Origin of the sequence: Flavobacterium sp. Root420 (genome assembly GCF_001427905.1) — a bacterium.
Classification (GTDB): Bacteria; Bacteroidota; Bacteroidia; order Flavobacteriales; family Flavobacteriaceae; genus Flavobacterium.
Genome location: NZ_LMEF01000008.1, coordinates 13,230 through 37,889 on the forward strand (window position 1 = coordinate 13,230; position 24,660 = coordinate 37,889).

Here is a 24,660-nt window from a genome sequence, read left to right on the forward strand (position 1 = left end):
CCTACTTCATCAAATTAATTATTTTCAATTATGGATTAATTGTCCACGAAGCAAACCACATCTGACCAATTGCTCCAGCACCAATTACCTGAAGATAATCTTTTCCGAAAAGGTTAGTTGCCCCAACTTTAATAACTGATTTAAGTTTTGGAAAAGCATAATTAATCTGAGCATCAAGAACTGTGTTTTCAGGAATCATACCATCTCCGAAAGAAGATTGCCATAAATATTCTGTATTCCATCTTACATTCAAATTAAATCCTAAATTTTTAATCACTTTAGCATTTCCAAGAGAAGCTTTAATTCTGTGTTTTGGTGTATTAAATCCTGCTATGAAACTTGGATCTTCTGATTGATCAAAATCAAATTGTGCGTAGTTATAATTTACCCCTACTTCAAAATCTTTATACACTTTTTTAGACAAACCAACTCCAAAACCTAATGAAGAAACTTCTGCCGTTGTATTAGTATATACCTGATAAACTCTTCTGTCTCCAAACGCTAATGCCTGATACGTTTGCTGAACTGCAGGATTTGAAGGATCTGTTCCTACTGTTCCATAATAAGGAGAAATTACTCTCGCTGTATTCATGAAATCATTGTAGATATTGTAATAAGCATTTATGTCGATTGATAAATCATTTTGAACTACTGAACGATATCCTATCTCAAAAGCCTGAACTTGCTCTGGTTTTACTAAACCAATATTAGCAACCTTAAGATCTCCAGGATTTGCAGAAGCAGCAAAAGCCTGAACAGAAGCTACTGTATATGCATTATGATAAGCATTTTGACCAGACATACCAATAGTCGCAGGCTGTCCGGCAATTGTTTGCCCTGCTGCGCTTACATTTACAGTCTCCTGGAAACGATCTAAATTTTCAGCGGCAGAACCAATTAAAGCAAATGGCCCTAAATCTAAACCAATATACTGATCTTGTGTTGTTGGGTTACGAAAACCTGTTTGATAAGACAATCTGAAGTTATGTCTTTTAGATTCTCCTGCAGAATATACAAATGAAACTCTAGGAGAAAGGTTACCATCAAAATTTTGGCTTTTATCATAACGTAATGATCCTGTAAATTTTAAACGATCATCCATGAATTTCTTTTGCAATTGTGCGTATGCACCATATTCTTTGTACTCAATTGGTCCATCATAATCTGTAAAGATTGTACCTTCTGAATCCATTATATATTTTCTCCAGGAACCACCAACCTGAATTTCTGCCCATTTAATTATATCTCTAAAATTATAATTCACATCAGAATGATATAATTTTGAATGATCAATAAACTTAGCACCCTGAGTAAAATCAGGATTAGATGTTACAGATTTAAGAGCACTGTTAAACTGAGCCGAACCTGGTTCAAATCTTGGAGAACCTGTTGGTTTTGGAATAAAAGAAATAGCAGCTGGTAAAATATTATAATCTGCAAAATTTCTGGCAATTGCAGCAGATTCATTTGCATTAGTTCCCATAACAGCCCCAGAAAATTGGTAAGCTGTAGCATAATTGGTAAACCATTCCTGATCTGATTTTGCAGCTCTGTTTACGTTCCAGGCAGCAAATCGCATATCATATGAATTCCCTGCATCCTCATCAGTAGCATACACTCGAGCAAAAAAGTTTTTTCCTTTTACTTCGATTTTTCCTTGTTGCATCATGAAATCCTTCAGTGCATATCTATTGGCTCCCTGGTAAATTGTACTACCTAAACCAATTTTATATTGTAAAATAACTTCCGTATCATCCTTAAAAGGTTTGATATGCGCAGAGAAATCCGCTTTAATGTTTTTAACTTTATTATCCGTTAAATCCTGTTCACGATATCCGGTTCTACTAACTTGTCCTACATTCGGAATAAAAGTTGTTACTTCATCACCATATACATTTAATCCATCATAGTTTTGATTCATTGCATGACCTTCAGAACCTCCAGTCATACTTCTTTTATCGGCAGCAATCCATTCCGTTGCTTCCATATAGGTGAAATTGGCTTTTAAAGCAAAATTCTCTGTAAATGCTTTTGCAGCTCTAATTCCAAAATCATTGTAGTCATTTGTTCCGGCAGCATCCTGACTTGTCTGGCCATATTTGTAGTAAACACTAATTCCTTCATTAGTAAAAGGACTTTTACTATTCATAAACATAATACCATTAAAAGCATTCGCACCATAAAGTGCAGAAGAAGCACCTGGCAATAACTCCACGTTTGCTACATCAATATCAGAGATCCCAATTAAGTTACCTAATACAAAATTTAATGCAGGAGATGAATTGTCCATTCCATCAACCAATTGCATAAAACGAGTATTTGCAACAGTAGCAAAACCACGTGTATTAATCGATTTAAATGAAATACTACTGGTATTAAAATTTACTTCTTTTAAATTTTCTAAACCATCATAAAAAGTTGCCGCAGTAGTGTTCTTTATTTCCTGAATACCCATCCTTTCAATTGTCACTGGTGACTCAATCACTCTTTCAGGAGTTCTCGAAGCTGAAACCACGATTTCATCCAGCTTAGTTTCTTCATCTTTCAGAACTACATCAAGTTTTTGACTCAGCGATGTTACACTGATTGTTTTAGTTTCAAATCCTACCGCTGATACTTTAATTGAAAAAGGTGGTTTTGCAGTAGTGCTTAATTTGAAAGTACCATCAAAGTCCGTTGAAGTTCCTGTTGAACTCCCAACCACATTTATGTTGGCACCAGGAATAGATTGTTTGTTACTATCGGTAACAGAACCAGTAATTGTATTCTGCGCAAAGGATATTCCGCAGAAAAACAACATAATTAGCAAATACACTCTCATGTGGGTTAGTTTTTGGTTAGTTTATCTAGCCAAAATACAAATATTTTTGATATTAATAAAAAAACGTTAAAAAAAATTAATATAACGCATCTTTTTTGTTAGTATTTTAACATTTTCACATTGTGTTTTATTAAAGTAACAGCAACAACAAAGCATTTCAAATCTTAAATAGTATGCATACATATAAAATTTAAGAGAAAAAATGAAGATTTAATAAAAATAGCGGGTAAGAAAAAAAATTTGACAATAAAAAAAAGCGAGACGTAAATCTCGCTTTTTAACATATTATAAATTATAAACTTATTCTACAGTAACAGATTTAGCTAAGTTACGTGGCTGATCAACATTACAACCTCTCATTACAGCAATATGGTAAGAAAGCAATTGCAATGGTATTGTAGTAATTAACGGAGACAAGGCATCTGAAGTTTCAGGAATCTCAATAACATAATCCGCTAACTCGCGAACCTGAGTATCGCCTTTAGTAACAACAGCGATGATTTTTCCGCTTCTTGATTTTATTTCCTGGATGTTACTTACAATTTTATCATAGTGCCCTTGTTTGGGCGCAATAACAATAACGGGCATATGCTCATCAATAAGAGCAATTGGACCGTGTTTCATTTCAGCTGCAGGATAACCTTCAGCGTGAATATATGATATCTCTTTCAGTTTTAAAGCTCCTTCAAGTGCAACCGGAAAGTTATATCCACGACCTAAATACAGGCAATTTGGGGCATCTTTAAAAGCAGCAGCAATTTCTTTTGCTCTTTCATTTGTTTCTAATGCTTCAGCTACTTTTTCAGGAATTATTTCTAATTCTTGTAAATAAGTATGGAAATCAGTATTTGATAAAGTACCTTTTGCTTTTCCTAATCTTAAAGCAATCATAGTTAAAACTGTGATTTGAGTAGTAAAGGCTTTAGTAGATGCCACTCCAATTTCTGGCCCTGCGTGTGTATAAGCACCTGCGTGACTTTCTCTTGAAATAGAAGAACCTACAACATTACAAACTCCAAATACAAAAGCACCATTTTCTTTTGCCAATTTAATAGCAGCCATAGTGTCTGCAGTTTCTCCAGATTGAGAAATAGCGATTACAATGTCATCTTTATTAATAATTGGGTTTCTATATCTAAATTCAGAAGCATATTCTACTTCAACAGGAATACGTGTAAATTCTTCAAAAATATATTCCGCTACTAGTCCTGCATGCCACGAAGTACCACAAGCAACAATCAGAATTCGTTTCGCATTTAAGAATTTCTCAAGATTATCTTCAACACCAGCCATTTGAACAATTCCTTCATTTGCGTGAAGTCTTCCTCTGTAGGTATCTTTTATAACACTCGGTTGCTCGTAGATTTCTTTAAGCATAAAATGGTCATAACCACCTTTTTCAATTTGCTCCAAATTCATTTGAAGCTCCTGAATATAAGGATCTACTAAAGAGTCATCTTTTATTTTTCTAACTTTAAGAGGCTTGTGCAATCTAATGTTTGCCATTTCACCATCCTCAAGATAAATTGCATTTGAAGTGTATTCAATAAAAGGAGAAGCATCAGAAGCAATAAAATATTCTCCTTCACCAACACCAATAGCCAAAGGGCTTCCTAATCTGGCAGCGACAATTTCATTAGGATTTTTTTTATCAAAAACTGCAATTGCATAGGCACCCACCACTTGATTCAAAGCAATTTGAACTGCCTTTCCTAATTTTATACCTTCATTTTTCTGAACTTCTTCAATTAAGTTCACTAAAACTTCTGTATCAGTATCCGATTTAAAAATATACCCTCTTTTTATTAATTCTTCTTTAAGTGGTGCATAATTTTCTATAATCCCGTTGTGAATAATCACTAATTCACCAGAATTAGAAAGATGCGGATGTGAATTTACATCATTTGGCACTCCATGGGTGGCCCAACGAGTGTGTCCAATCCCAATAGTTCCGTTGGTCGTAAAACCATCTTTTGTTTTAGCTTCAAGATCCGAAACTTTACCTTTTGTTTTACAAAGTTTAACGCCTGAATTATCATACAACATAACTCCTGCACTATCATATCCTCTGTATTCGAGTCGCTTTAGTCCTTTTATAACAATAGGATACGCCTCTCGATGGCCGATATATCCAACAATTCCACACATATATATTTATTAATTTGGTTTCGTATAGTAAACTTCAAGTCTCAATCTCTTATCATCCGGTACAGTAGCTTTACTTCCATATAATATAGTTCCCACCGGACTCATAACTGATCCTCTTGGTGCTTCTGAAAAATACTCGTTTGGATTTATTTGAATCCTATTTTTCAATTTGTTTGAAGCCACTAGATCAATGCTTTCTGTTACAACTAAACCTAATTTTACATTCACAGCTGTAGCATCTTTTATAAGATTCCTGATGTGATTTGTAATTCTCACCTTGTATGATTTTCCACGTTTAGTAGTAGCATCAACCTCTAAAAGACCTCCAAAAATATATCTCGTTGCTTTAGGATCACTACCTGCAAATCCGCTAGTTCCGTCAGAATAATCTATTAACGGAACATTATTTGTTAAATCATACAAATAAACTCTTTTTGGCTCGTAGTCTGAATCTTTCATTTTATCAGAATCAACATAAAAAACCAAATTTGCTTCATTTACAATCCACTTATTTGTTCTGATTTCAGCTAATTTCGTTGCAAAATTAGAAAGGTCTATTACAGCAAGTGACCCCTGACCACCTTTTAAATAAAGATTTTCATCACCATTAGTGTTATCAGGATTCTTTATCGCAGTATCATAGTTGGTGTTTTTAGTATCATTTAACAAACTAACAGCAGCACCAGCTAAATTAATTACGAGAGATTTATCTTCTTTTACAGTTTCTGCGTCTGTTGTAATAGCAGTTTTGGCCTTATATTTAATTGTTATTTTACCTTTAGAAAAATCTAAAAGCGCCATATTGCTCTTAAGTCCTGCTTTCTCTGCCTTAAAATAGAGTCCTCTGAAATACTCCTGAAAAGCATCACCATTTGCAAGTTTTGAAGCTGCGGCATTTAAGATTTTAGCCTGAAAAAAATCTTTATTTAAATTTAGGCGCATTTCCGGAGCAACTCTTGTTGTAGTCTCTTTACCAGTTGTAGCATCAGTCGTTACATCTACTAGCTCTTTAGCATCAAAAAAGAACTGGTCATTCTGCAATACATTTGGATCATCGTTTAATCGATTTCCTTTTTTAAAATTATCAAAATCAGCATTTTGATCTGTATAATACAATTGTGCCAATTGTGATCCGTTATCAAAATAAGAACTACGCATCTGAACGCCAGATTCGTAAACACTTAATTTAAGGTTACCTTCTGGTGCCCCAAAAATAGAATCTAACTCATAAACACGGCTTCCATCAGTATTTGTACTTTTTACATGACTAAAGTAAGGAATATTCAACAACACACTTTCAACAACCGGCTCTTCACCAATAGTTGGAGCATAGTCAACTAATGTAAGCTGAGTAGCAAAATTACCGTTTGTAGTTCCTAAAACAGGATTATCATAAATACCTAATCCATTAATTGCTAATCCATTTGATTGAATTGGCGTAATTTCCTGGTTATAAGCCAAAACATCATATTTTTCAGGCGCTAAATCAAAATGGTTATCTCCGATCAAATCATCACCAATCGCATTAAAATCTTTATCGCAAGAATAGAAAAGAACAACCGTTGCAACTAATAGAATTTTCTTAATAAAAGAAGTATTATACATGTTTAATAATAAAGTTAAAATTTAAAGACCCATACTTTTATAGAAATTTGTATACGCTTCAGCGAATGCATCTTTCGTGGCGAAAGGTAAAAAAGGTTTTCCTGAAGATTCTATAAATTTTGTTAAACTTGGGGATACGTTTTCAGACGCTATAATAACGGCATCAGAATGCAATATACTGGCCTTTAAGATATTTTCGTAATTAGGTATTTCTAAATCAGCAACGGACTCATGTGGAACGCCATCGAATTTCACCTTGTTGATCATTTCCAAATCTAAATTTTCGTCAAAAGATTGCCCGTATACAGACGTTACGATTTTAGTTTCAGAAAATAAAGCTTCGTTTTTATAATAATGTTTCATGTAAATTGGCAACATAGCAGCCAACCAACCGTGAACATGGATAATATCCGGAACCCAATTTAATTTTTTTACCGTTTCAACAACTCCTTTTGCAAAAAATATGGCTCTTTCGTCATTATCAGGATACAAAACTCCCTCCTCGTCAGCAAAAGTTGCTTTACGCTTAAAATATTCATCATTATCGATAAAATAAACCTGAATCCTTTCTTTCGGAATTGAAGCTACCTTAATAATCAATGGCATATCTAAGTCATTCACTACCAAATTCATTCCTGAAAGTCTAATCACTTCATGTAACTGGTGTCTTCGTTCGTTGATATTTCCATATCTTGGCATGAAAATTCTTATCTGACCTCCCTGATCATTAATCATTTTGGGAACGTCATAAGACATTAAAGAAACCTCATTTTCAGCCAAATAAGGCACGACTTCAGATGATACATATAATATCCTCTTATCTTTCATAATAGTATTTTACTTAATTTTTGGTAATAAAAACGTTGCAAAATTACAAAAATTTATGCAGTTTATAACTAATATATTATGTTTGCACTAAATTTTAATAATACCGCCATGCATATTTTCTACGGTAAAGTAGCTTTGATAGCTTATTTAAAAACTATCAAAACCGCAAATTCAACTATCGGATTTGTACCAACAATGGGCGCTTTACACCAAGGGCATCTGGCTTTAATGCAACGATCTCTTAAAGAAAACGATGATACTGTTGTTAGTATTTTCGTCAACCCTACCCAATTTAACAACCCTGAAGATCTTGCAAAATACCCAAGAACACTTGAAGAAGACGTTAAAAAAATGCGAGGTTTAAGTGACAAAATGATTTTGTATGCTCCTTCTGTAGATGATATATATGAAGGACACACTATTTCGCAGGATTTTGATTTTGACGGACTGGAAAATCAAATGGAAGGAAAATTCAGACCCGGACATTTTAACGGAGTTGGAACTATTGTGAAACGATTATTTGAGATTGTTACTCCAACCAATGCTTATTTTGGCGAAAAAGATTTTCAGCAATTACAGATCGTAAAAAAAATGGTCGAGAAAAACCATTTGCCTGTAAATGTTGTTGGCTGTCCAATTTTCAGAGAAGACAATCAGCTGGCTATGAGCTCGCGAAATGAACGCTTAACTCCTGAAGAACGAAAAGAAGCAGCTATTATTTATAAAACCCTAACCGAGGCCAAAGAAATATTCAAAACAAAAACTCCGGAAGAAACTATAGAATTTGTTAAAAATTCTTTCAAAGACAATCCAAGATTTGAACTTGAATATTTTGTTATTGCTGACGAATCCACATTATTACCTATAGAAAACAAAATTAAAGACAAAAACTATCGTGCCTTTATAGCGGTATTTGTTAATTCTATAAGACTGATTGACACCATTTCATTAAATTAATTTACCTTTGCAGCATGCAAATTCAAGTTATAAAATCTAAAATTCATCGTGTAAAAGTAACTGGAGCTGATTTAAATTACATCGGCAGTATTACTATTGACGAAACATTACTGGAAGCTTCAAATATTATTGAAGGAGAAAAAGTATCTATTGTAAACATCAATAATGGCGAACGTTTTGAAACTTACGCAATTAAGGGAGAAAAAAATTCGGGTGACATTACCCTGAATGGCCCTGCTGCAAGAAAAGTTCAAAAAGACGATATTATCATTATCATTTCATATGCAACCCTTGATTTTGAAGAAGCAAAAACCTTCAAACCATGGATTATCTTCCCAAATGAAAACGATAATTCGCTAACCTAAGTTTTTCTTTTACACCATATTTCCTTTCCGTTTGACAAGATTATTTTGTCAAACATGATTACTATTGTCTAAAATAAAGTAAATTCCAGACAGAAAACTTCCTTGCTTTTTTAAAATCCTAAATAACAAAAAAGCAAATAAATTGTTATATTGCTACACTATTTCAATACTTTTTAATTCACTGAAATGCCCCAACTCATGAAAAAAGTTTATTTGCTACTGACCTTAATTTCTGTTTCTGTCTTCTCACAGAAAAAATTTGACAACATTCAATCTGAAAAACTGGGAGAGGAAAGAAGAATAACCATCGGACTTCCTGCTTCTTATGAAGCTAATCCAGAAAAAAAATATCCTGTTTTATATTTATTAGACGGCGATTATTTGTTTGACCCTTTTTCCGGAGCTGCAAGCTATGGTTCCTATTGGGGAGATTTACCTGAAATGATCATTATTGGTGTTCATCAAAATAAAGATGAAGAACGTTACAACGATACTACAATCGATCAAAACACAGGATTACCTTTTGAAAAAGGTGCCGAATTCTTCGAATTTATTGGTGCAGAATTACTTCCTTATATTGAGAAAAAATACCGCACAGCTCCTTTCAAAATTATCGCTGGTCATGACGTTACAGCTAGTTTTATCAATTTTTATTTATACAAAGAACAACCTCTTTTCAACGCTTATATCTGCTTAAGTCCTGAATTGGCTCCTAAAATGGAAGTACGCGTTCCGGAAAAATTTGCTAAAGTAACAGAGCCTTTCTTTTACTATTTATCTGCAGCTGATGGAGATATCAAAAAAATAAAGGAACCTATAGAAAAATTAGACAGCAATATTAGAATCGCTAATAATCCATTAGTGAATTATAAATACGATGTATTTAAAAATACTTCACATTACACTGAAGTTTTACACTCTATTCCAAGTGCTTTATATCAGATATTTGAAGTTTACAGACCGATAAATTCTGCCGAATTTAATGAGAAAATAGCAATTCTTGAATCTGGTTATGCTGATTATCTGGAGAACAAATACAATGTTATGTCTAAAGTTCTGGGCGTTCAGATTCCGGTAAGAATGAGTGATTTTAAAGTAATTGAAAATATTATCTTAAAAAAGAATGCTTACGACGAATTAGGCAAAATGGCCGAAATTGGAAATGTAAATTATCCAAAGGCGATGTTAGGAGAATACGAATTAGGATTGATGTATGAGAAAATGGGAGATCCTAAAAGAGCTTCAAAAAAATACCAAAACGCTTCGCAAATGGAGCCAATTGGCGATTTGAACAAGGATTTGATGTACGAGAAAATTGACGAAATGAATACACTTGCCAAAAAAACCAAATAATGTCTAAAGTTAAAACTTCCTTTTTTTGTCAGAATTGCGGAACTCAATATGCCAAATGGCAAGGACAATGCAATGCCTGCAAAGAATGGAATACTATTGCCGAAGAAATCATTCAGAAACAGGAAAAAGTAGCATGGAAGAGTGAACCGACCTCAACCGGTAAAGCACCACGTCCATTAAAAATCAATGAAATTGATTCGGCTCAGGAAATCCGAATGGATACCACTGATGGTGAATTGAATCGTGTTTTAGGCGGTGGAATCGTTCCTGGCTCTTTGACCCTTTTGGGAGGTGAACCCGGAATAGGAAAAAGTACCCTTTTGCTTCAGATTTCATTAAAATTACCTTATAAAACTTTATATGTTTCCGGTGAAGAAAGTCAGAAACAAATAAAGATGCGTGCCGAAAGAATTACGCCAAATAGTGACAATTGTTATATTCTGACAGAAACAAAAACGCAAAACATCTTCAAACAAATTGAAGCTATTCAGCCTGAAATTGTCATTATTGATTCTATTCAGACTTTGCATACGGATTATATTGAATCTACAGCCGGAAGTATTTCTCAAATTAGGGAAACTACCGCCGAGTTAATCAAATTTGCTAAAGAAACCAATATTCCGGTTATTTTAATCGGACATATCACTAAGGATGGAAATATCGCCGGACCTAAGATTCTGGAGCATATGGTCGATACCGTTTTGCAATTTGAAGGGGATCGAAATCACGTTTACCGCATTTTGCGTTCCTTAAAAAACCGTTTTGGCTCAACTGCCGAATTGGGAATTTATGAAATGTTAGGCAGCGGTTTGCGAGAAGTGAGTAATCCGTCTGAAATATTGATTTCTCACAAAGACGAAGAGATGTCCGGAACTGCTATCGCCACTACAATGGAAGGCATGCGTCCGTTAATGATCGAAATACAATCACTTGTAAGTACCGCAGTTTACGGAACTCCACAACGAAGCACAACTGGCTACAATGCCAAAAGATTAAACATGATTCTGGCTGTTTTAGAAAAAAGAGCCGGATTTCGTTTAGGCGCTAAAGACGTTTTCCTGAATGTAACTGGTGGAATTTCTGTAGACGATCCCGCAATTGATTTAGCCGTTGTTGCCGCCATTTTATCCTCCAATGAAGATATTCCGGTTACAAAAGGTTTTTGTTTTGCCGGTGAGGTTGGTCTTTCAGGAGAAATTCGCCCGGTAAATCGTGTGGACCAACGCATTCAGGAAGCTGAAAAATTAGGATTCAATACTATCTTTGTATCCAAGTACAATAAAATCGCCTTAAAAAATACCGGAATCAAAATTGAGCTTGTCGCTAAAATTGAAGATGTAGCCAGTATTTTATTTGGTTAATTTTTTATAAACCTACTTTATGAATTTTCCAAAACAAAAAATTTCTAAAGCACTCTTAATACTTGCCCTGGTATTAGCAGTGCTTTTTTCAGGACTTTACTTTTTTCGCGATTCGCTTTTAAAACAAGCCATTGCCAAAGTAACCCGCAAAATGAATGTTGATTATAATAGCACTTTTTCAGTAAAATCTGCCTCATTTGATGGTTTGTCCACGATTAAATTAACGGATGTTATTCTGGTTCCGAAAAATGCAGACACGCTTTTTCACATTCATAAAATTGAAACCAGTATCAGCTTATCCAGTTTATTAATTGGTGATGTTCAGGTTGGAACTTTGAAAATCAACAACGGCTACGTTCAATTTGTAAAAAAAGGAAAGATTCGAAATTTTGATGCCTTTTTGAAAAGAGACAAATCAGAGTCGGATACTAACGAAAAAAGAAAATACGCGACTTTTGCCTATCGCATTATCTCAAAATTGCTGAATTTGGTTCCGACCGATATGAATTTGGAAAACCTGAATTTCAGAATTGATGATAACGGTAAAAAAGCCTCAATTTCGATTAGTAAACTCGTTTTAGATAACAAACAGCTCGAAACCAATCTTCATGTGCAAAGCAAAAATTTCGATCAGCGCTGGAACATAAAAGGTTTTGCGGATCCCAGAAACAAAAAAGCAGACATCCGATTTTTCAATCTGGATACCGGTGCCATTCGTGTTCCATATTTGGATGAACGTTACAATCTTAAAGCGAGTTTTGATTCCATTCGTTTAAACGTTGAAAACATTGATAAAGACGGAAACGAATTGCATATTGACGGTTTTACTTCGATTACCAATTTAAAAATCAATCACCTAAAAATTGCCAGCAAAGATGTTGTGATCAAAAATGCCCGTTTTGATTATCGTTTTTTGTTGGGAGATGATTTTATTTCGATTGACAGCACCTCGAGCATGCAATTGAACAAGATAAAAGTAAAGCCTTATGTTTCTTACAACACAGAATCAGACACGGTTTATACTTTGAAAGTTACTATTCCGAAAATGAAAGCACAGGATTTTATTGTTTCGTTGCCAGACGGATTGTTCACCCATTTTCAGGGAATGGAAGCGACGGGAAATTTTGATTATAAACTGGATTTCAAATTCAATAAAAACAAACCCAATACGCTGGTTTTTGACAGCAAAATGAATAAGGAAGATTTAAGAATCACGAAATACGGAGAAGCCAATCTTAACAAACTGAATGGAGAATTTGTCTATCGCGCCATTATTCAAAATGTTCAACAGCGCCCAATTTTGGTTGGAAATGCAAATCCGAACTACACGCCTTTAGATCAGATTTCACCTTATTTGAGAAAATCAGTATTGACGACAGAAGATCCGTCTTTCTTTTCGCATCGTGGTTTTATCAACGAAGCTTTCAAACAGTCGATTCTAAAGAATATCAGAACCAAAAAATTCTCACGCGGTGCCAGTACGATCAGCATGCAGTTGATTAAAAACGTTTTCCTGACCCGTGAAAAAACGCTTTCTCGAAAGCTGGAAGAAATTCTGTTGGTTTATATTTTAGAAAACAATCGCATTGCGAGCAAAGAAAGAATGCTGGAAGTGTATTTCAACATTATCGAATGGGGACCAAATGTGTATGGAATTGGGGAGGCAAGTCATTTTTACTTCCAAAAAAGCCCTTCCGCTTTAAATGTAGATGAATGTTTGTTTTTGGCTACGATTATTCCGAAGCCGAGAAAATTCATGTATCAGTTTAATGACGAAGGTAATTTGAGAGATTATGCCGTAAAGAATCAGAAGTTCTTAAAGAATTTAATGTTTCGTCGGGGCCTTTTAATTCCGGAAGACACTCTTGGCCAATTACCTGTTTACATTTCAGGAAATGCCCGTTCTTTAATAAAAATTAAAGCTCCGGATTCGACTGCTGTTCCTGTTGATTCTTTGGCTATGGATAATGAATTTGATTTGTAAACACTAATTTCACAGATTTACACGAATTATTTCTCATCAATTTTAATATTTATAAATAAAAAATTCCACAAACTAACACGGATGAATCTGTGTTAATTTGTGGAATTCGTGTTTATCATAAATTCTAATTAAGGAGCCGGATCAGGAATAATCGCCTGAACTTTCTCAATCTCGTTTAAGATTTCTTTTGAAAGAATCACATCGATAGTATCAATATTTTCTTTTAATTGCTCCAAAGTAGTAGCACCAATAATAACACTAGTTAGAAACGGCTGTTGCAACACAAATCCCATTGCCAATTCTGTCAAAGTCAATCCGTGCTTTTTAGCAATTTCCAGATATAATTTTGTTGCTTGTGTACATTGCTCGCTGTTGTAACGTGTATATTGAGGAAAAAGTTTAATTCTCGCCTTTGGATGTTCTTCTCCGGTTAAGAATTTTCCCGTCAAAGTTCCAAATCCTAATGGGGAATATCCGAGTAAACCAACATTTTCATGTATTGAAACTTCAGCAGAACCGACCTCAAATAAACGATTTAATAAGTTATATGGATTTTGAATCGTTTTGATTCTTGGCAGGTTTTGATATTTGCTTTCTTCGAGAAAACGCATCATTCCCCAGGCATTTTCATTTGAAACACCAATATGTTTTATTTTTCCTTCTTTAATTAATCCATCAAAAGTCTCCAGAACTTCTCTGAAATTATCTTCCCAAGGGTCATTTTGAACTTTAAAAGCACGCTGTCCAAAAGTGTTGGTTTTACGTTCCGGCCAATGCATTTGATATAGGTCGATATAATCTGTTTGAAGGCGTTTTAAGCTATTTTCTACGGCATATTTAATACTTGCAGGTGAGAAATCCAGTTTTTCGCGCATATAGCCAAAATTCGCATTTGGACCCGCAATTTTTGAAGCTAAAACCACTTTATCTCGGTTTCCAGACTTTTTAAACCAGGTTCCAACTATTTTCTCTGTACTTCCGTAAGTTCCTTCACTTGCCGGAACAGAATACATTTCGGCGGTATCAAAAAAGTTTACACCTCTTTCAAGTGCATAATCCATTTGGGCATGACCTTCTGCTTCTGTATTTTGCTGCCCGAAAGTCATCGTTCCGAGACATATTTTACTAACTTTTATATCGGTATTGGGTAAAGTTGTGTAGATCATTCTTTTCTTTTTAAGGTTCAAAGTTGCAGAGGAACAAAGGTACAAAGGGATTTTTCAAATCAAAATTTGATAAAGGTTAAAAAAAGCACAAGATTCTTTTAAAACTTTTAAGCATAAAAAAGGCTCAAAGTTAAAAACTCTGAGCCTTTGTACCTTTGAACCTATGTGCTTTAATTAATACTATTAAGCATTTCAGCGATTTCATCTAATCTTGGCGTTAAGATGATTTCGATTCTGCGGTTTTTTGCTTTTCCTTCCGGAGTTGCGTTGCTTGCCAATGGAGAAAATTCGCTTCGACCGGCTGCTGTTAGTTTTTGTTTGTTGATTTTAGTGTTTTCACTTAAAATATTTACAATGGCAGTTGCTCTTTTAGTTGATAAATCCCAGTTGTTTGCAATAGGTCCTGAACCTGCATATGGATCGTCATCTGTGTGTCCTTCAATGAGAACTGAAAGATCCGGATTATCTCCTAATACTTTTCCTAACTCCACAACCGCTTTTCTACCTTCAACACCAACAGCCCAGCTTCCTGAATTGAAAAGCAATTTGTTTTCCATAGAAACATATACTTTTCCGTTTTTTTGTTCAACTGTCAAACCTTTACCTTCAAAACCATTTAAGGCTTTAGATAACGTTTCTTTTAGTTTTTTCATTGCCGCTTCTTTTGCAGCGATCATCGCTTCAAGTTCGTTTAAGCGACTTGCCGTTTTATCTAAACGCGCTTGCTCTTCGGCTAATTTTTTAGATTTTGCCTCTAATTGCGCTAACAATTCACGGTTTTTGGCCATATTACTTTCTAATGCATCATTGCTGTTTTTCTCTAATGCATTATAAGAATCCTGTAATACTTTGTATTTTTTTTGCTCGGCAGCAAGATCTGCTTTTTGCTTAGCAAGATCGTCTTTTGTGCTGGCTAAATCTTTGGTTAGTTTATCACGATCTAATTCCAGCTGATTTTTTGATTTTTGCAGTTCAGCATTTTCATCAGCGATGGAACGATTTTCTTTTTTAAGATCTGAATATTTGGTTTCAAGATCGTTGTAGATTTTCTTGGATACACATGAAGTCATAGACAACGCCACAACTAGTAATCCGATAGAGGCCTTTTTAATCATTTTACTTTTGGTTTTATTTGGAGGGTATTAATAATTCAAAATTTCTTGTTTAACGGAGACCCTAGCCCTGATGGGAGGGAAAATCCTTTTGTGTCCGCTGCGGCGGACACAAAAGATTTGGAAGGACAGCAGGAAATAGCTTCTTGAAATTCCAATAAAAAAAATTCCAAATTCCAAAACTGTTCGATTATATCCGTTCTACGTTCGCTTTTCTCTCAACAAGAACAATACCAAACTTTATTCAATTTCGACTAAAACCGGGCAATGATCAGAATGTATAGCATCCGGAAGAATAACAGCACGTTTTAATCGGTGCTCCATGGAATCGCTTACCAAATTATAATCGATACGCCAGCCTTTGTTATTTCCGCGGGCTCCTGCACGATAACTCCACCACGAATAATGATGCGGGTCTTTGTTGAAATGACGGAAACTATCGATAAATCCGGATTTCATAAAACCGTCAAGCCAGGCACGTTCTGCGGGTAAAAACCCAGAAACCGTTTTATTACGCACCGGATCATGAATATCGATCGCTTCGTGGCAAATGTTGTAATCGCCACAAATAATCAGATTCGGAATAGTTACTTTTAATTCGTTGATATAGTTTTGAAAGTCATCCATAAACATAAATTTATGATCTAATCTTTCAATATTTGTTCCTGACGGAAGGTATAAACTCATGACAGAACAATCATCAAAATCGGCACGAAGGTTACGACCTTCAAAGTCCATATGATGAATTCCGGTTCCGAAAACGACATTGTTAGGTTTTATTTTAGAAAGGATAGCCACACCACTATACCCTTTTTTTGTTGCGGGATAATAATATTGAAAAGGATAGCCTGCGGCCGTGATATCATCAACGGGAATTTGTTCCTGGGTCGCTTTTATTTCCTGAAGGCAAATAACATCAGGATTTGCCTGTTGTAACCATTCGATAAATCCTTTAGAAATTGCGGCTCTGATTCCGTTTACATTATAAGAAATAATTTTCATTACAGTTTATTTTTAGGAATTCAAATGTAATAAAAAAGTGGAAAGTTTGTGTTGGAATCAACGAAAAGTAGAGTTTTTTGTTATCTTTGTTCGCTGCTCTAATAAATTAAAAATAGTACATGGGTTTAGTTACCGCGAAAGAAGTTGCAAAGGCAATAAATGTTGATAAGTACGGAGTTTTCGGTACTTTTTCAGGCTGGATTCTTATGAAGGTTCTTAAGATCTCTACCCTTAATAAAATTTACGATCACAATAAACATTTAGAGGATCTTGCGTTTTTAAACGGAATTTTGGATGAGATGGAAATCAAATTTGAAATTCCTGAAGAAGATTTAAAACGTTTACCAAAAGATGGTGCTTATATTACCATCTCAAATCATCCGCTTGGAGGGATTGACGGTATTTTGTTGTTGAAATTAATGTTGGAAAGAGAACCAAATTTCAAAATCATCGCCAACTTTTTATTACACCGAATTGTTCCGCTTAAAAAATACATCATGCCGGTTAATCCTTTTGAAAACCATAAGGATGCCAAATCAAGCGTGGTGGGAATTAAGGAAACTTTGCGCCACTTAAGTGATGGAAAACCTTTGGGAATTTTCCCTGCCGGGGAAGTTTCGACTTATAAAGACGGGAAATTAGTTGTTGATAAACCTTGGGAAGAGGGTGCTTTGAAGTTAATCAGAAAAGCAAAAGTTCCGGTTGTACCGATTTATTTCCACGCTAAAAACAGCAAATTATTCTATTGGCTTTCTAAAATTGATGATACTTTGCGTACTGCAAAACTGCCTTCTGAATTGTTAACCCAAAAAGATCGTGTCATTAAAGTTCGTATTGGTAAACCGATCTCCGTAAACGAACAAAACGAAATTGAATCATTTGAAGAGTATTCAGAATTCTTAAGAAAGAAAACGTATATGCTTGCCAATCCATTTGAAAAGGACAGCAAACTGATTGATACTGCAAGTTTAAAAATACCAAAAGCGCCTAAAAAAATCGTAACTCCTGCCAGCGAATCAAAAATGATTGCTGAAGTTGATGCTTTAAGAAATAGTGATTGCCGTTTGCTGCAAAGTAAAAACTACGAAGTATTTTTTGCAACAGCAAAATCTATTCCGAATGTATTGCATGAAATTGGCCGTTTACGTGAAATTACTTTCCGTGAAGTGGGCGAAGGAACCAATGAATCTATCGACATCGATAAATTTGACCAATATTACCACCATATGTTTTTATGGGATGATGAAACCAAGAAAATTGCTGGTGCTTACCGCATGGGATTGGGTTCTGAAATTTATCCGAAATACGGAATTGAAGGTTTTTATCTTAATGATCTTTTTAGATTCGAACCAGAATTGCATGATATGATGCACAAATCGATCGAAATGGGTCGTGCGTTTATCGTAAAAGAATATCAGCAAAAACCAATGCCTTTATTCTTATTATGGAAAGGAATTATCCATACTACTTTGCGTTATCCTGAACACAAATATTTGTTAGGTGGTGTAAGTATTAGTAATCAATTTTCAGATTTCTCTAAGTCATTAATGATTGAGTTTATGAAATCGAATTATTACGATCCTTATATTGCACAATATATTCATCCGAAGAAAGCTTATAAAGTAAAACTGAAAGATGCCGATAAAGATTTTATTTTTGATGAAGCGGAATCAGATTTAAATAAATTTGATAAAATCATTGACGAATTAGAACCAGGTAATTTACGTTTGCCTGTTTTAATTAAGAAATACATCAAGCAAAATGCGCGTGTTGTAGCTTTTAATGTCGATCCTTTATTTAACAATGCTATTGACGGTTTAATGTATATCAGGATCGCCGATATTCCGGAGAGCACTATGAAACCTGTTATTGAAGAATTTCAAATAGAATTAGAACGAAAATTATCTGAGAAAGAAGATTAATTGTGATTCGATATAAAAAGAAAATCCCGTTAGTAAAAAATTACTAACGGGATTTTTTATATTCTAAAACCAGGGTTTTCTACCAACCTGATACGTTTGGTAAAACTCTTCGTCGGTCTTTGTTAGATAAAGAATCCCTTCTATAAGTCCTATTAAACTACCTAGTCCGCATAAAAGATTAAGAAGTATTTGAATTATTCCTTCTTTGGTGTAACCTAAATAGAATTTATGAATTCCTAAAGCTCCTAGTAAAATTCCAAAAATTCCAGCAACAACTTTTTTATTTTCTGGCTTAGGAGTTCCAAACTCTGATTGTGTATTTTCCATAATCTTAATTTAAATTTTAAAATCAATTATCATTAAAAAGAAAACCCATCCGCCATTGCAGATGGGATTTTTTTGTTTTAGAACCAGCCTTTTTTTCCTACTTGATAAGTCTGATAAAATTCTTCGTCTGTTTTCGTCAGGTAAATAATTCCCTCAATGAAGCCTATTAAACTTCCGATTCCACAAGTAACCAAAGTGATTACTATTTGAATAATCCCTTCTTGTGTATATCCTAAGATGAATTTATGTATTCCAAATCCTCCTAATAAAATACCTAGAACTCCGGCAACAACTTTTTTATTCTCTTGTGTTGGAGTTGATGGTGTGTTCCAAGCTTCTGGTTTTGTATTTTCCATTTTTATTTATTGTAAATTATTGTAATTCAACGTTTCCGATTTCATTAATTTCTTCAATTTCATTTTTTGGATCATTTCCATAATAGTTTTCACCTGAATCTCCTTCTGTGAATAACAGTACCAAAATCCAAATTGGACCAACTAATGGAATCATAGCTACCAAAATAGTCCAGCCACTTTTACCAATATCGTGCATTCTTCGAACTGAAACTGCCAAAGACGGAACCATTGTTCCTAGTGCATAAAGCATAAGTAAGCCATAAGCTAAACCAAGAGCCAAAGGGCCATTATCTGTAGCCGCGTATATAATAACTCCTAAAACAACAAACAATAAAAAGATAATTGTACTAGCCAAACGGAAATACCAATATTCACTTCTTCTGGCTCTTCCTCTGAAATTTGCATAGTTTTCGAAAACTACTTTTTTGTACCATTCAATCATAATTAATAAAATTAGTTAGTTAAACCCTACTCTTTTTAGGATTTTCGGCCGCTCCTCTCTAAAAATTTTGTTAAAAATTTTCCGAACAATATTAGAAAAAAATAATCTTAAAAACTAATTCCGAATGTTACTTTTAAAGAAAAGACTTATTATTAAAAACTAAATTCATTTTACAGAAAAAATACAACTCCTTAAGTCTTAGCCACATTGGGCTATTGAGCATAAACTGCTTTGATTTTATCTACAATAACCTGTGCCAAACGTTCATGACTTTCAAAAGTCCAGCCTGCAATGTGTGGTGTTAGTAAAACATTTTTAGCTTCTAATAAATATTGAAAAGCTTCCGGCGTATTTTTATCCTGAAAAAGGGTTTCAAAAGATAATTTCTCATACTCCAAAACATCTAAACCTGCCCCCAGAATCTTTTTAGACTTCATGGCTTCAACCAAATCCGCTGTAACGATATTTTTACCACGCGAAGTATTAATGATCCAAAATGGCTTTGCAAATGCATTTATAAAAACTGCATTTACCATTTTGTCCGTTTCTGGTGTCCACGGAAGATGTAAACTCAAAACATCAGTTCTTTTTTGTAATTCTTCCAAAGAGACTTGCGTGGCATTTTCGTCACCTACATTGTCCAGAATATCGTAAAATAAGACATCAACATCAAAACCGCGAAGTTTTTTGGCAAAAGCTTTTCCCATATTTCCATAACCAATAATCCCGACCGTTTTTCCGTCGAGTTCATGACCGCGATTGCTTTCACGATTCCAATGGCCGGCTCTTATTTCGGCGTCAGCCTGATTCAGATTATTAAAAAGAGATAAAATTACACCTAACGAATGTTCTGCAACAGCGTTGCGATTACCTTCAGGGGCAGCAATTAAATGGATTCCTTTTGTCTCGGCATAATCGCAATCGATACTTTCTAAACCCGCGCCAACTCTGGCAATAAACTGTAAATTGGCTCCTTTATCTAAAAACGTTTTGTCGATTTTAAAACGGCTTCTGATTACGATTCCGTTATAATCCTGAATTTTAGCTTCAATTTCTTCCTTTGAAGATTTAAAATCGGCGTGGTTCTCAAAACCGGCTTCTTCAAGTTGTTGCCAAAGAATAGGATTGTTGCTGTCAATATGTAGAATTTTTACACTCATGTCTAAAATTTTTATTATGCTAATGAAAAACAAAAATACAGCTTATTTTATTTTAATCTCGCAAAGTCGCAGAGGCGCAAAGAAAAATGACTTAAGAAAAACTAAACTTTGCAGCTTGGCTACTTTGCGAGAATAATTAAAACCAAACTTTAAAAGTCTTAACCTTTGTCGGAATTTTTTATTGCTTATATTTTTTTTAACTTTGAAAATAACTCCGCTGAGAATTCTTTCCGATATTCATCTTCAAATCAGCTTAAATTCTCACCAATGAAATTGACTAAAACTTTTAAATCCTTTTTTGCTAACGAAAAATCGGGAGGGCTGTTATTGCTTTTTGTTACTATTATTTCGCTTTATCTTGCCAATTCCTCTTTTCAGACTGAATATATAGCTTTTTGGGAAAAAGATTTAGGCGGACATTCCATCACACACTGGATCAATGACGGATTAATGACAATTTTCTTCTTGTTGATTGGTTTAGAATTGGAACGCGAAATTTACCATGGAGAATTATCGAGTATTAAAAATGCCTCCTTACCCTTAATGGCAGCTTTAGGCGGAATGTTGGTTCCTGCGGGAATATTTTTAGCCTTGAACTATGGAACTTCAACTCAAAATGGAGCCGGAATTCCGATGGCAACAGACATTGCGTTTGCAATTGGAATTTTGTCATTGTTAGGAAACAAGGTTCCGCCTTCACTAAAAGTATTTTTAACCGCCTTGGCTGTTATTGACGATTTGGGCGCTATCATTGTAATTGCCATTTTTTATACCACTTCAATTTCTTTCGCCAATCTTGCCATTGCTTTAGGAATTTGGGCAGTCTTATTTGTTTTCAACCGAATGAAAGTCCACAATCTGATTCCGTATTTAATTGGGGGAATTGCTATGTGGTATTTTATGCTCAATTCTGGTGTTCACGCTACGATTACGGGCGTAATATTGGCATTTGTAATTCCGTTTGGGGATGGTGGCGAAAAATCAATTTCACATAAACTGGAACACTTTTTACATAAACCTGTAGCTTTTGTAATACTGCCATTGTTTGCTGTCGCCAATACTTGCATTGCAATTGGCTCTGACTGGCATCAGGGATTAAATCATTCTAATACTTACGGAATTATTCTAGGACTTGTTATTGGTAAACCATTAGGGATTTTGCTTTTCTCTTTTATGGGTGTAAGTGCCGGTTATTGCGTTTTACCAAAAAAATTAAAATGGACTCATATTTTAGGTGCCGGAATGTTGGGCGGAATTGGTTTTACGATGTCAATCTTCATTACCATTTTGGCCTTCAAAGATCCTGAGACTATTGTTTTTTCCAAAATTGCCATTTTGATTGCTTCTGTACTTTCCGGAATTTTCGGATTTGTTTATTTGAAGTATGTTTTGTCTAAGAAAACCACTTAACTTCAATGAAATCAACTTATAAAATCTTTTATACTATTTTCTCTATTATACTAATTTCAGCTTGTACCAATAAAAAAGCAGAAACTGTAGTAGAGAAAAATATTCCTAAAGTCGAGATGTCTCTTCAAACAAATAAAAACGAAGAATCAATTGAAGGAATTTATAAAACAGCTGAATGTGACATTTCTGTAGAAATAACAAAGACCAAAGACGGATATCAATACTTCTTAAAAACAAATACTCGTAGAGCAAAAGGCAAGGCTATTTTTTCTAAAAATGAATCGGACGAAAAATATTTGTTTTTGGAAGGAATAAAATGGGATGAATATGAAGGAGATATCAGCAATCAGGAAAACGATTCAATTACAGAATCAGAACCAAAAGAATTAGAAATACCAGTTGGAATTGACGCAAGCTATGTAAAAGACACACTTACAATTCAAAATTATGGCAATTCTACGAATTCTTATACTAAGATTTCAGAATGTGGTTTGAAATATATTCAACTTATAAAAAAGTAAAATTCCAATTTTTTTAAATAACCAAATTCCAATTTTACTTTAAATGAAAAGAATTAATCAAATACTTTTTTCTTCAATAGTAGTGATCATTTTGCTTGTTGGGTTGATATTTTATCAAATGAAAACATCTAAACCAGAAAATCCAGGCTGTGCAACACAAGATCGCCCAAAAGATTTCTGCGGAACACATAAATTCACAGAAAACGGTGAGAAAGGAAAAGAAATCTTCAATTCAAATTGCGCTGCTTGCCATAAAAAAGACGCAAAATCTACTGGACCGGCACTTAGAAAAATAGACTCTTTGATTTATATAAAATGGCTAACTAATAAAGAAAATAAAATTGACAGCAACAAAGTTGAATTATATGGAATTGATTATCATAAAATGGTATTCTCGAAAACTTTAGACGAAAATCAAATTGCTGGTTTAATAGAATACTGTAATAACTAACTTTAAAACTTACTTATTATGATTGCAAGAATCTGGCACGGAAAAACAAAAGTGGAAGATTACGAGGTTTACACCGAATTTCTACAAAAAACCGCTATTCCTGATTATTCAAAAACACCCGGTTTTATAAAATTATCCTTTTTAAGAAATATCAAAAACAATGAAGGTCATTTTACTTTGATCACGTATTGGGAGAATCTCGAAGTAATTAAAAATTTTGCCGGAGAAGACTTTAAAAAAGCGAAATATTACCCTGAGGATGTTCATTTTCTTTTAGAATTTGAAGAAAAGGTTGAGCATTTTGAGGTTTTTAGTTGATTAAAACTCTAATTATCACGTAACATTGTCATTTCGACGAAGGAGAAATCACACTAGAAACTCCGCAATCAAAATCGTCGATCTTTGGCGAGCCACGTGTGTGATTTCTCCTCCGTCGAAATAACAAAAAACCGAGTATTCCAATATAAAAAATTCCAAATCCCAACGATAAAACATTGGAATTTGGAATTTTTTATATTGGAATTTCTTTTTTAAAGTTTATCCCTTAATCTGTTTCAAAGAAGTCTTAATTCCCTTTATTAAAGATGAACTAAAACCATTGTGCTCCATTTCATTCAAACCAACGATTGTACAGCCCTGAGGCGTGGTTACACGGTCGATTAATTGTTCCGGATGCACTTTTTCCTCTAACAACATTTTTGCAGCTCCTTTTACGGTTTGTGCTGCAATTGCCAAAGCTGTCTGCGAATCAAAACCAATTTCGATTCCGGCTTGCATAGACGCACGTATATATCGTAAGGCATAAGCCGTTCCGCACGCTCCAAGAACTGTGGCCGCATCCATTAATTTTTCGTCAATAACCGGAGCTGTTCCTAAATCCTGGAACAAATCAACAATTGGCAACGCTTTTTCTCTGTCTTTTTCAGGAAAAGAAATACAAGTCGCTGATTCACCAAATTGCGCTGCTATATTCGGCATGATTCGGATTACCGGATATTCATTATTTGTTTTAGATTGAAGCACATCAAGGGACAAACCGCTTACTGCAGAAGCAATCGTTTTGCCTTTGATTACCGGTAAAATTTCAGCAAAAACAGTATCAACCTGATACGGTTTAATAGTTAAAATTACCACATCAGCTTCCTGAATATTGTGTTTATTATCATTAGAAACCGTAATTCCGTATTCTGTTAAATATTGAATACTGGCAGTGTTTCTTCTTGTTACTGTAACCTGATTGTTTTTGGAGAATTTGGCAATTCCCAAGGCAATAGAAACCCCTAGATTCCCTCCTCCAATTATATGTACTTTCATTGCTTATTTATTGGCTGGTTAATAGCATCTTTTCGGTTTGCAAATTACATAGATT

General features: G+C 34.4%; 21 protein-coding genes and 1 pseudogene. 10 read left to right on the forward strand and 12 right to left on the reverse strand.

Annotation, left to right across the window (positions count from 1 at the left end; all coding sequences use genetic code 11):
- Nucleotides 1-28: 28 nt before the first annotated feature.
- The 4 genes from ASC72_RS06440 to ASC72_RS06455 form a co-directional block, all read right to left on the reverse strand.
- A complete protein-coding gene (locus tag ASC72_RS06440) occupies nucleotides 29-2,821 on the reverse strand; it encodes a carboxypeptidase-like regulatory domain-containing protein (protein WP_056188586.1) in 2,793 nt (930 codons plus the stop codon).
- 300 nt (nucleotides 2,822-3,121) lie between these two features.
- Nucleotides 3,122-4,969 (reverse strand): glutamine--fructose-6-phosphate transaminase (isomerizing), encoded by a 1,848-nt coding sequence (gene glmS, locus ASC72_RS06445; RefSeq protein WP_056188589.1) that lies wholly within the window; start codon nucleotides 4,967-4,969, stop codon nucleotides 3,122-3,124.
- Between the two features lie 9 nt (nucleotides 4,970-4,978).
- Complete coding sequence (locus tag ASC72_RS06450) at nucleotides 4,979-6,574, reverse strand: DUF4270 domain-containing protein (RefSeq protein ID WP_056188592.1); 1,596 nt, start codon at nucleotides 6,572-6,574, stop codon at nucleotides 4,979-4,981.
- A 21-nt stretch (nucleotides 6,575-6,595) separates the two neighbouring features.
- On the reverse strand, nucleotides 6,596-7,402 hold the full coding sequence (locus ASC72_RS06455; protein WP_056188595.1) for a glycogen/starch synthase: 807 nt from the start codon (nucleotides 7,400-7,402) through the stop codon (nucleotides 6,596-6,598).
- Nucleotides 7,403-7,480: 78 nt separating this feature from the next.
- Here ASC72_RS06455 and panC point away from each other — a divergent pair, with 78 nt between their 5' ends.
- From panC to ASC72_RS06480, 5 genes are all read left to right on the forward strand, one after another.
- Nucleotides 7,481-8,359: a pantoate--beta-alanine ligase gene (gene panC / locus ASC72_RS06460; RefSeq protein WP_056188597.1), complete on the forward strand. Its 879-nt coding sequence runs from the start codon at nucleotides 7,481-7,483 to the stop codon at nucleotides 8,357-8,359.
- 14 nt (nucleotides 8,360-8,373) lie between these two features.
- Nucleotides 8,374-8,724 (forward strand): aspartate 1-decarboxylase, encoded by a 351-nt coding sequence (gene panD, locus ASC72_RS06465; RefSeq protein WP_026984155.1) that lies wholly within the window; start codon nucleotides 8,374-8,376, stop codon nucleotides 8,722-8,724.
- A 198-nt stretch (nucleotides 8,725-8,922) separates the two neighbouring features.
- Nucleotides 8,923-10,077 carry an alpha/beta hydrolase gene (locus ASC72_RS06470; RefSeq protein WP_056188599.1) on the forward strand — a complete coding sequence of 385 codons (1,155 nt, stop codon included), beginning with the start codon at nucleotides 8,923-8,925 and terminating at the stop codon, nucleotides 10,075-10,077.
- Entirely contained in the window at nucleotides 10,077-11,438 is a 1,362-nt protein-coding gene (gene radA, locus ASC72_RS06475) for a DNA repair protein RadA (protein WP_056188601.1), read from the forward strand. Before ASC72_RS06470 ends, radA begins: the two co-directional genes overlap by 1 nt.
- A 19-nt stretch (nucleotides 11,439-11,457) precedes the next feature.
- Nucleotides 11,458-13,422: a transglycosylase domain-containing protein gene (locus ASC72_RS06480; protein WP_056188603.1), complete on the forward strand. Its 1,965-nt coding sequence runs from the start codon at nucleotides 11,458-11,460 to the stop codon at nucleotides 13,420-13,422.
- A 128-nt stretch (nucleotides 13,423-13,550) separates the two neighbouring features.
- Here the strand turns inward: ASC72_RS06480 and ASC72_RS06485 are convergent, their stop codons facing one another.
- From ASC72_RS06485 to ASC72_RS06495, 3 genes are all read right to left on the reverse strand, one after another.
- Complete coding sequence (locus tag ASC72_RS06485) at nucleotides 13,551-14,588, reverse strand: aldo/keto reductase (protein WP_056188605.1); 1,038 nt, start codon at nucleotides 14,586-14,588, stop codon at nucleotides 13,551-13,553.
- Between the two features lie 170 nt (nucleotides 14,589-14,758).
- A complete protein-coding gene (locus tag ASC72_RS06490; RefSeq protein ID WP_056188608.1) occupies nucleotides 14,759-15,703 on the reverse strand; it encodes an OmpA family protein in 945 nt (314 codons plus the stop codon).
- Between the two features lie 237 nt (nucleotides 15,704-15,940).
- Nucleotides 15,941-16,702 (reverse strand): exodeoxyribonuclease III, encoded by a 762-nt coding sequence (locus ASC72_RS06495; protein WP_056188612.1) that lies wholly within the window; start codon nucleotides 16,700-16,702, stop codon nucleotides 15,941-15,943.
- 119 nt (nucleotides 16,703-16,821) lie between these two features.
- Here ASC72_RS06495 and ASC72_RS06500 point away from each other — a divergent pair, with 119 nt between their 5' ends.
- Nucleotides 16,822-18,624, forward strand: coding sequence for a lysophospholipid acyltransferase family protein (locus ASC72_RS06500; protein ID WP_056188614.1), 1,803 nt, complete (start codon nucleotides 16,822-16,824; stop codon nucleotides 18,622-18,624).
- Between the two features lie 63 nt (nucleotides 18,625-18,687).
- Here ASC72_RS06500 and ASC72_RS06505 read toward each other — a convergent pair whose 3' ends face one another.
- The 4 genes from ASC72_RS06505 to ASC72_RS06520 all read right to left on the reverse strand — a co-directional run bounded on the left by ASC72_RS06505 (nucleotide 18,688) and on the right by ASC72_RS06520 (nucleotide 20,909).
- The gene (locus ASC72_RS06505) at nucleotides 18,688-18,951 is read right to left on the reverse strand and encodes a TM2 domain-containing protein (protein WP_056188618.1); all 264 of its coding nucleotides are present in this window, start codon (nucleotides 18,949-18,951) and stop codon (nucleotides 18,688-18,690) included.
- Nucleotides 18,952-19,028: 77 nt separating this feature from the next.
- Nucleotides 19,029-19,307, reverse strand: coding sequence for a TM2 domain-containing protein (locus ASC72_RS06510; RefSeq protein ID WP_056188620.1), 279 nt, complete (start codon nucleotides 19,305-19,307; stop codon nucleotides 19,029-19,031).
- Nucleotides 19,308-19,323: 16 nt separating this feature from the next.
- Nucleotides 19,324-19,749, reverse strand: coding sequence for a DUF805 domain-containing protein (locus tag ASC72_RS06515; RefSeq protein ID WP_056188622.1), 426 nt, complete (start codon nucleotides 19,747-19,749; stop codon nucleotides 19,324-19,326).
- A gap of 212 nt (nucleotides 19,750-19,961) precedes the next feature.
- Nucleotides 19,962-20,909 (reverse strand): 2-hydroxyacid dehydrogenase, encoded by a 948-nt coding sequence (locus ASC72_RS06520; protein WP_056188625.1) that lies wholly within the window; start codon nucleotides 20,907-20,909, stop codon nucleotides 19,962-19,964.
- A 267-nt stretch (nucleotides 20,910-21,176) separates the two neighbouring features.
- Between ASC72_RS06520 and nhaA the strand changes: the two genes are divergently transcribed.
- From nhaA to ASC72_RS06540, 4 genes and pseudogenes are all read left to right on the forward strand, one after another.
- Nucleotides 21,177-22,319, forward strand: coding sequence for a Na+/H+ antiporter NhaA (nhaA, locus tag ASC72_RS06525; RefSeq protein WP_056188776.1), 1,143 nt, complete (start codon nucleotides 21,177-21,179; stop codon nucleotides 22,317-22,319).
- Between the two features lie 5 nt (nucleotides 22,320-22,324).
- Nucleotides 22,325-22,840, forward strand: coding sequence for a hypothetical protein (locus ASC72_RS06530; RefSeq protein ID WP_056188628.1), 516 nt, complete (start codon nucleotides 22,325-22,327; stop codon nucleotides 22,838-22,840).
- Nucleotides 22,841-23,051: 211 nt separating this feature from the next.
- Nucleotides 23,052-23,291: pseudogene (locus ASC72_RS24780) on the forward strand (cytochrome c); the annotation flags it as partial.
- 18 nt (nucleotides 23,292-23,309) lie between these two features.
- A complete protein-coding gene (locus ASC72_RS06540; protein WP_056188635.1) occupies nucleotides 23,310-23,609 on the forward strand; it encodes an antibiotic biosynthesis monooxygenase in 300 nt (99 codons plus the stop codon).
- 219 nt (nucleotides 23,610-23,828) lie between these two features.
- On the opposite strand, the gene proC is transcribed toward ASC72_RS06540, so the two are convergent.
- Nucleotides 23,829-24,605 (reverse strand): pyrroline-5-carboxylate reductase, encoded by a 777-nt coding sequence (gene proC / locus ASC72_RS06545; RefSeq protein WP_056188637.1) that lies wholly within the window; start codon nucleotides 24,603-24,605, stop codon nucleotides 23,829-23,831.
- Nucleotides 24,606-24,660 lie beyond the last annotated feature (55 nt).